11 protein-coding genes are annotated in these 12463 nt (G+C 66.5%); 4 read left to right on the forward strand and 7 right to left on the reverse strand.

What is annotated here, in order from left to right:
- Positions 1-53 precede the first annotated feature (53 nt).
- From RH857_RS01165 to RH857_RS01180, 4 genes are all read right to left on the reverse strand, one after another.
- Entirely contained in the window at positions 54-1691 is a 1638-nt protein-coding gene (locus RH857_RS01165; protein WP_310536142.1) for a glycoside hydrolase family 43 protein, read from the reverse strand.
- Positions 1688-2695, reverse strand: a complete 1008-nt coding sequence (locus RH857_RS01170) for an SMP-30/gluconolactonase/LRE family protein (RefSeq protein WP_310536143.1) — start codon at positions 2693-2695, stop codon at positions 1688-1690. The genes RH857_RS01165 and RH857_RS01170 overlap by 4 nt, the downstream gene beginning before the upstream one ends.
- A gap of 184 nt (positions 2696-2879) precedes the next feature.
- Positions 2880-3470 carry a DUF3817 domain-containing protein gene (locus RH857_RS01175; RefSeq protein ID WP_310536144.1) on the reverse strand — a complete coding sequence of 197 codons (591 nt, stop codon included), beginning with the start codon at positions 3468-3470 and terminating at the stop codon, positions 2880-2882.
- Positions 3463-4341, reverse strand: a complete 879-nt coding sequence (locus tag RH857_RS01180) for an SURF1 family protein (protein WP_310536145.1) — start codon at positions 4339-4341, stop codon at positions 3463-3465. The genes RH857_RS01175 and RH857_RS01180 overlap by 8 nt, the downstream gene beginning before the upstream one ends.
- Positions 4342-4444: 103 nt before the next feature.
- Here RH857_RS01180 and RH857_RS01185 point away from each other — a divergent pair, with 103 nt between their 5' ends.
- A complete protein-coding gene (locus tag RH857_RS01185) occupies positions 4445-5089 on the forward strand; it encodes a VOC family protein (RefSeq protein ID WP_310536146.1) in 645 nt (214 codons plus the stop codon).
- 87 nt (positions 5090-5176) lie between these two features.
- Positions 5177-6316, forward strand: coding sequence for a CDP-glycerol glycerophosphotransferase family protein (locus RH857_RS01190; RefSeq protein WP_310536147.1), 1140 nt, complete (start codon positions 5177-5179; stop codon positions 6314-6316).
- A 178-nt stretch (positions 6317-6494) separates the two neighbouring features.
- Here the strand turns inward: RH857_RS01190 and RH857_RS01195 are convergent, their stop codons facing one another.
- Together RH857_RS01195 and RH857_RS01200 are read right to left on the reverse strand one after the other, a co-directional pair.
- Positions 6495-8351, reverse strand: a complete 1857-nt coding sequence (locus RH857_RS01195) for a variant leucine-rich repeat-containing protein (RefSeq protein WP_310536148.1) — start codon at positions 8349-8351, stop codon at positions 6495-6497.
- A gap of 57 nt (positions 8352-8408) precedes the next feature.
- A complete protein-coding gene (locus RH857_RS01200) occupies positions 8409-9494 on the reverse strand; it encodes an LCP family protein (RefSeq protein WP_310536149.1) in 1086 nt (361 codons plus the stop codon).
- Between the two features lie 233 nt (positions 9495-9727).
- On the opposite strand from RH857_RS01200, the gene tagD (RH857_RS01205) reads away from it, so the two are divergent.
- A complete protein-coding gene (tagD, locus tag RH857_RS01205) occupies positions 9728-10222 on the forward strand; it encodes a glycerol-3-phosphate cytidylyltransferase (RefSeq protein WP_310536150.1) in 495 nt (164 codons plus the stop codon).
- A 21-nt stretch (positions 10223-10243) separates the two neighbouring features.
- The gene (gene tagD / locus RH857_RS01210; RefSeq protein ID WP_310536151.1) at positions 10244-10765 is read left to right on the forward strand and encodes a glycerol-3-phosphate cytidylyltransferase; all 522 of its coding nucleotides are present in this window, start codon (positions 10244-10246) and stop codon (positions 10763-10765) included.
- A 9-nt stretch (positions 10766-10774) separates the two neighbouring features.
- Here tagD (RH857_RS01210) and RH857_RS01215 read toward each other — a convergent pair whose 3' ends face one another.
- A complete protein-coding gene (locus tag RH857_RS01215) occupies positions 10775-12451 on the reverse strand; it encodes a tetratricopeptide repeat protein (RefSeq protein WP_310536152.1) in 1677 nt (558 codons plus the stop codon).
- Between the last annotated feature and the right edge of the window lie 12 nt (positions 12452-12463).

Consider the following 12463-nt stretch of genomic DNA (forward strand, 5'->3'; position numbering starts at 1 on the left):
GCTCCTCAGCTGGGTAGCTCCTCAGACAGGCCGCTGCTCAGGCGTGTGGGTACTCAGGCGGGTCGGTACTCGAAGCGCTCCAGCGTGATGGTCGAGTTGGTGGGGGCGCCGTCGCTGGTGGCGAAGACTCCCACCCACAGCCCCAGGAATCCGCCCGTGGAGACCGTGTCCAGGACCCGCCCGTCCACCGCCGCGATGTGTTCCCCGTCGATGCTCAGAGCGTAGTCCTGTTCGCGGGCGCTGATGCCCAGGCGCACCAGGTGTCCCTGCTGTTCCTGCTGCTCCTGGATGCGTTCAGGCAGCCGGTGCTCGGAGATCACCGTCTCGTCACCGTCCAGCCGGCGCACAGCCCGCAGCACATCACCTTCCGGAGTGCGGTGCACGGACAGGGTGATGTGGTGATCCTCGGACTGGCGCAGTACGACGCCGGCTCGCTCGCCTGCTGCGAGCCCACTCAGCTCCAGCGTGGCTACCGCATCGAAGCTCATGTGCTGCTGTCGGATACCGAGGAAAGAGGGCGTGGTGGGCTGAGTCAGATCGGCCGGCTGCACCCGCAGGCGCCAGCCGGCGACCTCACCCGTACCGGTGGCGGGCAGCGGCTCGGCGAAGCTCTCGATCGGGGCGCGCAGCGCGGTCCAGCGCAGGTCGTCAGGGCCGACGACGCCGGCCTCCTGTCCGGCCACCCCGCCGGCGCTCTCCTGGGCGGAGGGGGCAGAGACAGCAGGGGTGTGGGCGCCCCCGGGCACGTGTGTTGCCGTCGTCGGCACCTCCACCGCCGCTGGGAGGCGCCCCTGCCCCGGGGCGAAGACCGGCCAGCCGTCCTCCCAGGTGACTGGGACGAGGAAGGTCTCGCGGCCGAGGTTGTAGTGGTAACCGCCGTAGGGGCGCATGCCCAGGGCGACGGCCCACCAGGAGCCGTCGGGGGCCTCCACCAGATCGGCGTGGCCGACGCCGATGACGTCAGCGCCCTTACCCAGGTGGCGGTGGGTGAGCACCGGGTTGGCGGGGTTTCCTCGGTAGGGGCCCTGCACGGCGTCGGCGGCCGCGATCATCACCGAATGCTCCTGCGCGGTGCCGCCTTCGGCGGTCAGCAGGTAGTACCGCCCGTCTTTGCGGAACAGATGCGGGGCCTCGGACCAGATGCCGCCGATGAGCGCTCCGGTCCACAGGATGGTCTCCTCATCGGAGACCCGTCCGGTGACGAGGTCGAGCTCCCTCAGCCAGATCTCACTCTGCTGCTCCCATTCGGGGTCTGCCACCAGGCGATTGCCGTGGAGCCAGACTCGGCCGTCGTCGTCGAAGAAGAGGGATGGGTCAAAGCCCTCCACGTCTAGCCACACGGGATCCGACCAAGGACCGGCCGGGTCAGTGGCGGTGATCAGGAAGTTCCCTCCCGGCGCGCCCTGGCGCGGGTTGACCAGGGTGCAGACCAGGTAGAAGGTGCCCTCGTGGAAGCGGATGGTGGGAGCGTAGATGCCTCCGGAGCTAGGGATGCCGTCGAAGTCCATCTGGCCGGGGCGGTCCACAGCGTGGCCGATCTGTTCCCAGTGGGCGAGGTCCCTGCTGCGGAAGATGGGCAGGGCGGGGAAGTACTCGAAGGTGGAGGCGACCAGGTAGTAGCCGTCCTCGGCGCGGCACAGGCTGGGGTCCGGGTAGCAGCCTCGCAGTAGCGGGTTCTCAACGACAGTCACCCCAGAACTGTAATGCGCATCACAGGGCGCAGGCCACTCCCCCGTGGAGCCCGGGGGCAGCCGGCGAACACGTCGGCTACGCGCCCGGCCACGGAGACAGGGGCCGTGATGACGCGGCCGTCGTGGCCACTAGGGGACTCCAGCTCCTGCGCGGCGGTGGTGACGATGACCCGGTAGGGCGCCTCGGCCGAGAGCGCCACCGAGGTGGGCTGGCGGGCTGGCACCGAGATTTTCTCCAGCAGACTGCCGTCGGGGGCGTAGCGCAGCACGCAGCCGCCGCCGTAGACGGCCTGCCACAGGCAACCCTCGGCGTCGACGGTCATCCCGTCGGGGTTGCCCTCCTCGACCTGGGCGAAAAGCTCGGGTTCTGCGACATGCCCGGTGGCCACGTCGATGCTTGCGCGCATGATCCGCCCTTGGCTGGTCTCGGCGAAGTACATGGTGGCGCCGTCGGCGCTGAAGGCTGGACCGTTGGGGATGGTCATGGCGTCGGTGACCCGGCGGCACTGTCCGTCAGGGTCCACGCGGGTGATGAATCCGTACCCCTCTTCGCCCTCCAGACCCATGGCTCCGGGCCAGAAGCGCCCGTGAGGGTCGGCGACGGCGTCGTTGACGCGCTGTGCCGGGGCCGTGCTGCTGGCTGATCCGTCCTCGGTGTTGGCCACGGGGAGCTCAGCCAGAGTCTGGCCGGCGCGGAGCAGGCCGCCCTCCTGCACGAGCCGGATGACTGATGTTCCGGCCGCGGCGATCCAGCCCCCGGCGGCAGTGCGGGCCGCGGCACCGACGGGCACGTCCAGGTCGGCGCGCAGGTGCAGACCCGCGCCGGGCTCACCGGTGGTGGAGAACAGCCGGCCGGTGGGAATGTCCACGCAGATGAACGCCTGCTCGGCGAACCCTGCCGCGGCGGCAGCCTCTGCTCCGATGAAGCGGGAGCCCTCGCTCAGCGCAAAGCGCTGCTGGTCTACGGCTTCGAATTCTCCGGTGACAACTGATGCAGTGCTCATATCGCCACCCTAGAACGGGTGACACCGCACCGAAACCCCCGCCCGGCGGATTGCTTCCGCACTTTGGGTCACGCAGGCGCCATTTTCAGACCCAGAAGGCCTCCACGGTGACTCAAATTTCGGAAACAAGGCGCACGGCCCCTCTTTCCCTCCGCCATGCCGGCATGGCGCGCAGGGCGCCGGCTCAGTAGCGGCGGGCGGCCTGCGGGTTGGCCTCAAGCTCCTTGCGCACCTCGCCGGCGATCTTGCGCTCGACAATGAAGCTCAAGAACGGCACCACACCGCCCAGGACGATGACGATCAGGCGTCCCAGCGGCCAGCTCATCAGGTACCACAGGCGGAACCCGAAGATCACATAGAGCACGTAGATCCATCCGTGGATCACCGCGATCCAGTAGGAGATGCCGGTGCCGTCGGCCACCGAGTCCTTCGGGTAGAAGCCCAGGGTGTTCTCCGCACCCTCGAGGGTGGTGCCTCCGGCGTAGAGCTCGTAGCCGAAGCCGTAGTCCATGATCATCTTCGCCACCAGGATCAGCAGCATGATGCCGGTGACGAACGCGAAAACCTTATAGAGAGTCAGCGATCCGCTGATCTGCGCAACTGTGCCCTGGAAGCGGCGCTTCTTGGGCGCGGCTTGGAAGTCCTTGGGCCGAGGAGGTGCCGGGGGCAGATCCGCCAGTTCGGCCTCGCTGGCCTGCGCGGTGGGATCCGGGGCAGACGAGGTGGCGTCGTCGTGGGTGGGCTTGGGTCGCCCGGCGTTGGAGTGCTCAGTCATCACTGTCCTTAGTCCCGTTTGCTGCTTGCTCGGCGCGGCGCTTGGCCAGCTGCTCGTGCTTCCACTGCTCTTCCCATTCCCGATCCAGGCGCTCTTCCTCCTCCAGCTCCTTCAGGTGGGCGTCCTTGACCAGGCGCCACCACAGGTAGAAGGCGAAGCCGGCAAAGACGATCCACTCGACGGCGTAGAAGAGATTCAGCCAGTTGATGGCACCGGGCTCGGGCTGGGGATCCACCCAGACCGGCTCGAGGCCCTCGATTGCGGGCGCTCCCACCTCTGCCCCAGAGGCGTCGGTCATCTCAAAGGACACCACAAACCCGGAGTAGGAGGGCACGTCCCAGAGATTGATCAGCTCGGCGGAGGAGAGGGTCGGAAGGACGCCGGCGGGGAGTTCGTAGGGGCCCACGCCGGGGGCCTCCGGGGGCAGGAGGCGACCGCGGATCTGCAGGTCCTGCCCGGTGAGGTCCGAGACGGCGTCGCGGGCTTCAGCGTCTTGAGTCCAGCCCAGCACCACGGGAATGACCTCGTCATCCGGCGCCCCGTCGACGCGGAATGCCGCCACGAGCCAATAGCCGGATTCCTCCTCGCGAAGCCGCTCGTCGATGAGCACTTCCGTCTCCGGCAGGAACTCACCAGAGAGGTCCACGATCCGGTCGGCCTCGTAGATGCTCATGGAGCGTTCGGGTTCGTAGATCTCGGTGAGCTGCACCGGCTCTTCGGTGATGTCTTGCACCGGATTGCCTTCGCTGCGGGAGACACCGAACTGCCAGACGGAGAGGACCACGAACACGGTGGCCAGCAGCAGCGCCAGCGCAAGCATCGCGATCCATTTGGGCTGGCGGGCTGTCGCCATCATCGAGGTAGAAGGCACCCCACAAGAATACGCGTCTGCGGCCAACTTCTACAGCTGGTAGAAAATGACGCTGTTTTCCCCTCGATTTCGGGTCTCGGAGCCTCGGTGTCAGGATAGTCACATGATGCGCTTGGACCATGTCTCGTACGCAGTGGGCCCGGACGGCATGGAGGCCACCGTGGAGAGGATCACCTCTGCGTTGGGCGTGGAGCGAGTCCGGGGCGGCATTCACCCCCGCTTCGGCACCCGCAACGCGATCATCCCTCTGGACCGCCGGCAATACCTGGAGGTGGTGGAGGTGCTGGATCACCCCAGCGCCGACAAGGCTCCGTTCGGGCAGGCGGTGCGCAACCGCTCCCAGATCGGCGGCGGATGGATGGGCTGGTGCGTGACGGTCGATGACCTGGCTCCGTTCGAGGAGCGTCTGGGCCGCCGGGCCGTGCCGGGCAACCGCAAGTTCCCTGACGGCCAGGAGCTGACCTGGCAGCAGATCGGCATCAAGGGGCTCATCGCAGACCCCCAGGTCCCGTATCTGCTGCGCTGGGACCAGGGCACCGAGCACCTGCATCCCTCCCGCGCCTACGCGCCTCAGGCGTCCCTGACGAAACTCTCGATCGCCGGCTCCCCGCAGCGCGTGGCGGACTGGCTGGGCTCCCCCGACGCCGACCCCTTCGAAGACGTCGAGGTCGATTGGGTAGCACCCTCCGGCACCCCGGGGCTGATGAGCGTGACGTTCTCCTGCCCCAATGGTGTCGTGACCATCTAATCCTCAGCATTCTTTTCGCGTACGTTAGGGTAGCCGTGGCAAATAGTCCACGCGCCGTCATGCGCTGCGCGCCCGCACAAGGAGGATGTGAGTCTGAAGCGTAAGGTCCTCCCCCACGCGCTGAGCGTGCTGGTCGGCGGCGCCCGGCTGATCTACGCCGTGCTCAAGCTGCTCCCAGTCCAGCGCAAGGTGGTGCTCATCACCCGTGAGCCCCGCCAGATCACCGTGGACTTCACGCTCATCCAGGAAGCGATCCAGCGGAAATACCCCGATCACCGGATCGTGGTGATCAAGCACAAGAAGCTCTCCGCAGGGTACCTGGGCAAGGCGCTGCGCGAGATGTACCACCTGGCCACCTGCGCCGGCTGTCTGGTGGACGGCTACATCATTCCCGTCAGCATCCTCAGTCACCGCCAGGGTCTGCGTATCGGGCAGATCTGGCACGCGCTGGGAGCCATCAAGAACTTCGGCCATCTGGCCTCGGGCACCCGTGAGGGCCCGCACCCCAAGGTCGCTGAGGCCATGAAGATGCACCGGAACTACACGTTCGTGTGCGCTGCCGGCACCGTCCCGGCGGAGATCTACACCGCGGCCTTCGGGATCCCCGGCTCGATGATTCAGCCACTGGGCATGCCGCGGGTGGATTACCTTTTAGACGATGAGGGCAACGCGGCCCGCAGGAAGCGGATCCTCAAGCGCTTCCCCCAGCTGGCACAGGGCAAGACGGTGCTCTACATTCCGACGTTCCGACGTGGACGCCTGATCCCCTACACCAAGCTCGCGGCCGGGTTTGATCCCGCCCAGGGCAACCTGGTGCTGCTGCCGCATCCGTTCGATAAGTCGCCGGTGCCTGAGGGCCCCGGGGTGATCATCGGCAACGGCATCAGCGTCCTGGACTGGCTCGCCGTGGCCGACGCGGTGATTACCGACTACTCCGCGGTGACCTACGAGGCCACACTGCGGGACATTCCCCTGGTCTTCTGGCCCTATGACATGCATGAGTACATCGATGCCCGCGGGCTGGCCCTGGACTACGAGGCGGAAGTTCCCGGCCCCATCGTCTCCTCAGCCGCTGAGGCCATCTCTGAGGCCCTAAAGCCGAGAACGCCGGACTACCGACGCTTCCGCTCCCGCCACCTGGACTTCGTCACCGAGCCCGATGGGTCTCTGCCGGCGACGCCGCCGCGCTGCGCCGACCGCATCGTGGACGCCCTCGAGCTGGGCTAGCAGGACGCGACGACGACGCCGTCGTCCCCTGCCGCCCGGTACCACCCCCTCCCCCGCACATCGAGTGGAAGATCTGTACCGCTAATCGCGGGGAATACGGCGGAATTACGGAACGATCTTTCCACTCGATGTGCTGCGTGAGGGCACATCCTGGTGCGTGTCAGTACAAGACGGTGTATCAGTACGAGACGGTGTAGTGGTCCCGCTCGGACATCTCGAAACCCTGCGCATTGAGGGCGTTGAAACAGCTGATGCGGTCATCCAGCGACACGCAGGCCGCGAAGCCATCGGTCGCGCTCTGGTTGTAGCCCAGGGTGTCGAAGTCGCTGTCATCGATGGGGTGGTTGTCGCAGTCCAGGGAGGCGGAGGCGTCCACGGGCATGTGGAAGGTGGCGCCGGATCCGCAGCCGGCGGGTGCCGCGGAGGTCTGCTCGAAGACGGTGCAGCGCAGACCGTCGGCAAACTCGCAGGCGGCGTTGCCATCCGGGGTCACGAATCCGGACATGGTCTGAGCACCCGAGGTGGACATCTGCTGGTTGACCCAGTCGGTGCCCACGGTCTGCATCAGCTGCCCGCCGGCCTCGCTGGTACGCGCCTCGGTGAAGACCGCCGCAGCGTGAGTGGCGGAGCAAGAGCTCTGAAGCTCCGTGAAGGTGTCCTCCAGCAGGTCCTCATCCAGCTCCTCGCCCTGTGCCAGCCCGAGGTACTCGGCGACGGTGGAACCATCCTCTAACGGGGCTTCACAGGAGGACTCCTCGGGCAGAGCGGCAAGTGCCGCCTGGGCGGTCACCAGAGCTTCGGCGTCTTCCTCGGACGGCTCCTCCTCCGAGGTCTGAGGCTCATCGGTCTCCTCCGCGGCCGGGGAGGGCGCGGGCGCCTGCGTGGGCGTCGGGCCGGGTTCAGCGACCGGGTCTTCCTCGCCGCCGAGCAGATTCAGCACTAGGGCGACCACGCCGATGGCGGCAAGGGCGAACACGACGACGGCCGCTATCGGCAGCCAGCGGCGCGCTCCCGCTCCTCCATCCTGCTCAGGTTCCGGGGGAACTCCGGCGCCAGCCAGGATCGGTGCGGGACGGTGCTCGCGAGCCGCAACGGGCTCAGGGGCGGGAGCTTCCGCCCCAGGCGCCTGGGAGACTGGCTCCGGGTCCGCGGCCGGGTGCCCCTGGGCTACCTCCAGCGCAGGGGCGGCGACGGGCACCGGTGCTGCGGCAGCGGCGGCCGCGGTATCACGCTCGAGCGGGGCGACGACGTCGTCGTCCTCGGAATCCTCCTCGGCTTCGCGACCGGACGGCTCCGCCTCCGTGTCCGCTGCCGGGACATCATCCTGCGCTGTGCCACCCTCCGCCGGCACTGTGTCACGGTCCTCCGGCACTGGGACATGGTGCTCTTGCGCTGCCGCATCCGGGACGGGGGCAGCAGGGGCCGGGGTCTCGGCGGAAGCTGCTGCGGGGCCATCCTCATCACCGCCCGAGGCCTCTGCGGAGCGTGAGTCCATTCGGAACTCGCCGGCGTGCGGGACGGGAAGAGACTCCGCCTCGGAGGCGGGGTCCTCGTGCGTCTGCGCATCCGCCTCATGGTCTTCGGGGTACTGATGGGTCTCCGGCTCCTGCGTGGAGGAGGGAACGGCGGACTCGGTCTCGCGCTCGTGTGCGCTGCGGGCAGCCCGATAGGCCTCGTAGTCCTGGGGCTCCTGAGCCTCGTAGTCCTGAGCCTCGTCGTCGTAGCCGCCGTAGTACTCATCGGAGAGGGGCGCGAAGTCATGCGTGGCGGTGTCGTACATACCAGCCAGGGGGTTGGTCGCAGCGGTGGAGCTGTAGACACCGCTGGTCCCGCGCAGGGCGATGGCCTCGTCGATGGCGGGGTCACCCAGGGATCCCAGGGCTTCAATCAGCTCCTGGTAGGTGCCGGGGTTTGCGGCCACGGCAGGGCGCAGCTCGGGATAGTTTTCGGCGATCCAGTGCAGCACATCCCAGTCAGTCTGGGGATCAGAGGCGAGTGCTTCCAGCTCGGATGCGTGGTAGTCGGGGGTGCTCATTATCATCCAGCATATCCCCGGCCCTTCTGCCCCTGATAATCACCCCGGCAGAAGGAATCAGCGCTGGGAGGCGTATTCGTCGAACCAGCCTTCGCGCATGGCCTCGCCCGCCTCAGCAATGGCACCGTAGTTGGGCCAGATCACGGATTGTCCGCCCGCACTGCCGATGCCGTTGTTCGGAAGCGTGAAGAACTCGATGTCCGAGTTGCGCACGTTGCGCATATCCCAGCCGATCTCAGCGAGGTAGTCAGCATCGCCCAGTCCCTGGTCCACCGTCATGTACGGGCTGAAGCCGGAGACCAGGTTGTGCACCCGCGCCGGGTTGGCCAGCGTACCCGGGGTCAGCACCTCACCGATCACCCCGCGGACAAAGGCCTGCTGGTTGGCCACGCGCTGGTAGTCGCCCCCGTCGAATGCCCGACGCTCCCGCACAAAGCTCAGGGCTTCGGAGGCATTCATGTACTGCGGGCCTCCGTGGTACTGGTAGCCATCACGGGAGGTGAAGGCCACCGGCGAGTTCACCGTGACCCCACCCAGAGTGGAGACGATGTCCTGAAAGCCGTACATGTTCACGGCCGCCACGTGGTCGATGCGTACGCCGAAGAGACTCTCCAGTGTGTGCACCGCGGTGGCGGTTCCGCCCAGGCTGAAGGCGGCGTTGATCTTGTGCTCGCCGTGGCCGGGAATGGTGACCCACGTGTCACGCATGATCGACATCACCTGCACGGAGTCGCGTTCGTGCGGGATATGGATCCACATCATGGTGTCGGCGCGCCCGGCGTTGGGCACCCAGGCGAGGTTTTCGCTCTCACCGGAGCCGCCACCGACGTCGTAGCCGATGAGCAAGATGTTCAGCTGCTGGTCCTCGACCTCGACTTCGTTGCCGTCCTCGTCCACCTCGGTGCGGGTGGGCCGCTCGGGGCGCTCCTCGGGGAAGGTCTCTTCGGGGTCGAGCGTGTGGACTGACTCCTCGTAAGCGTTGCGCAGCGAGTTGAGGTAGAAGAACGCCGTGGCTGCGCCGGCCAGCATGAGCACCAGAAGGGAAGAAAGCACAATGATGCCGATCTTCTTGCCGCGGCTCTTCCGGGGCTTCTCATCCTCGACCGGGGCGCCATGGCGGGGGCCGAACAGCTCGTCAGTCACTCTCTTAGGGTAGGGCACATCCCCATATCACAGCGAATGCGCCCCGTAGAACCGTAAATTACGTAGGTAGACTCCCCCGTTCGGAATAATGCTTCAACTGAAGCCTGAAACATTGCCTTTTCTCTGAATTGCTATGATGCGCACACTGAGAACGTTGCTTGACACAGACCTCTACTTTTACGCGAAGGCGTCCTCTCATCGCCTGCGCCCTCGAGGAGATTCGAGACTTCAGGATGAAGCGGATACTCACCTACGGCACGTTTGACCTGCTGCATTGGGGGCACATTCGCCTGCTCAAGCGGGCCAAGGCGCTGGGCGATTACCTCATCGTCGGCGCCAGCACCGACGAGTTCGTGGTGGAGAAGGCCCACCGTGCCAGTTACCACCCGCACGAGGTGCGCCGTTCGATGCTGCAGGCCGTGCGCTATGTGGACCTGGTCATACCCGAGGAGACCTGGGAGCAGAAGCTCAACGACATCCGTAAGTACCAGGTCGACACCGTGGTCATGGGATCCGACTGGGAGGGCTCTGAGCGCTTCGAGTTCCTCCGCGACTACTGTGAGCTGGTCTACCTGCCGCGTACCGACGGGGTCTCCACCTCCAAAATCCGCCGTGATCTGCTCACCGATGCGGTAACGTTCCCTTCTGATGAGGACGGGGACACTTCAGAGGCAGACCATGAGGCACGACGACGCCAAGGCCCCTTGGCGCTGCGATTCTCCGCCTAAGCATCCCCTGGAGCCCTGCTCGTGAGGCACGTGCTGACCTATGGCACCTTTGATCTGCTCCACTGGGGCCACATCCGGCTGCTCATGCGGGCCAAGAACCTCGGCGACTATCTGGTGGTGGGGCTGAGCACCGATGAGTTCAATGAGCTCAAGCCCGGCAAGCAGCCCAGCTACCACTCCTATGAGATCCGCAAGATGATGCTGGAGTCTCTGCGGTACGTGGATCTGGTGATCCCGGAGGTGACCTGGGAGCAGAAGGTCGATGACGTGCGTGACTATGAGATCGACGTCGTCGTCATGGGTTCTGACTGGGAGGGCTCGCCGCGGTTTGAGTACCTGCGGGACTACTGCGATGTGACCTATCTGCCGCGCACGGAGGGCACCTCCACCAGCCAGATCCGGCGGGACCTGCTGTTTGAGGCGATGCAGTACAAGAAGGAGGAACAGGCCCACCGCGAGGCGGAGGTCCGCACCGCCCAGATGCCCAGCCTGGGCACCCAGCCGGAGACTCGCCTGCCCCGTCCCCCGCACCGCAGGGACTGAACCGCCGCATCAGTCGGAGGCGCGCAGGGGGCTCCTGGTCTCCAGCCGCGTCAGGTACTCGTCATCACTGAGCGAGAGCACCTCGGCAGCCGCCCCGTGGGCAGTGAGGAGTCCCGTGGTCGCGAAAGTCTTGGTGAGCCGGAACTCGGTGAGCAGGTCATGGACTGCCACCACGTCATTGAGCGGCTCATAGGGGCCAAACGCTGAGCCACGGTTGCCGTAGTTGGCGGCGTAGGCGTTCGCACCGCTGAAGAAGTCCATGTTGAACAGCGCAATCTCGGCCGGGGCAAACTGCAGCAGGTCGTAGATGATCCGCTGAGCCGCCAAAGACGCACCGCGGAAGTACAGGCCGAACTCGGTGCGGGCAAAACGCAGCCACCCCCGCTCGTCCTCGGATAGCCCCTCGTTGAGCAGCGGGCCGCTGAACGGCCGCGCCACCGCCAGGTGAAGTTTCCCTGCGCGAGCAGCGTCGCTGACGTCATCGAGCATGGAATGCAGGTCCCGGCCGGAGTAGTAGGCGATATCGGTGCGAGTCCCCAACCGTGCGGCATGCTCGGCGACAAACTCAGGCTGATAGCGGGTACGGACCACTACGTCGTAGCGGTCGATCAGATCCCCCAGCTGGTCTCCGGTGTCCGCGGGTCCGACGACGGCGACCCGCTGGCCTCTGACCAGTTCCCTCATACGGGCCTCGCCGGGCAGTGGAAGAGTCTGGGCTCGCGCAACGATCTGCTCTTGAAGCGGGGCTGCATCTCCGCTGAGTAGCGCGACGTCGGCGCGCAGCTTCTCCAACTGCTGCCGGGTCCGCGGGTCTGCGGAGGTGAGCAGCGGGCGGGCAGCTTTGCGCGCGGCGTCGTCGGTTCTTCCCAGATGCGCATATGCCCCGAGGAGATGTCTGAGCCACAGCGGACTTTCCAAGGGGATGCCGGAGAGCTCGCGAATGCGGTTCTCCGCCATGGCTGCCCGAAGCTCTGCCCCGGCCCGGAATCGACCCAGGAACTGCAAACGCACGCTGAGCACCTCCAGCAGCAGCTGGTGAAGGCCGGGAAGCTGCTCCCGGTGCTCCTGCAGCAGGTCTACAGCCCGCTGGACCGATTCCCGCGGGGGTTCGGCGGCGAAGAGACCCCCCAGCCGCTGCCATTCTGTGTCTGAAGAAAATAGACCCGCGGAGGGGCGCAGGACCGTGACGGCCTTCCAGATGCGCGGCCAGTCGTAGGTGGTCCGTGCCGCCGTGTTGAGAATGCCCTCGACTGCCCGGAGATCGTGCGGGTTCAGCGCCAGAGCTCTCTCGTAAGCGCCGAGTGCCTCCTCAAACCGGCCCACGTAGGGCTTGCGGTAGGCCGCGGCAAGGGCCACATACGCACCGGCGCTGCCGCCCTCTCTGGCCTCACGCTCCAACGCAGCTATGTCAGCCTGCGGCTTCTGCGTGCCCGGGATCAGTCCCGCGATAGAGTCGTAGACCATCGCGCTTCCCGTGTCCGGAAGGACATCTCGCAGCAGCTGGGCCAACAGTGTGCGGTAGCTTCCGGCGGCCGCCGCTCCCCCGGCAATCGTGGGCCCCAGCGCCGCTGCACCTCGGCTCACCAAACGAGGACCGCCTGGAACCCGGCTGAGCTGGAAGGCGGCTCCTTTGACGAGTGCGGCGGCCGCGATCTTGCCGCGCAGGCGACGTAAGTTCACTCCCATGTCAGCAGGTCC

This window comes from Nesterenkonia flava (assembly GCF_031432335.1).
GTDB lineage: Bacteria > Actinomycetota > Actinomycetes > Actinomycetales > Micrococcaceae > Nesterenkonia > Nesterenkonia flava.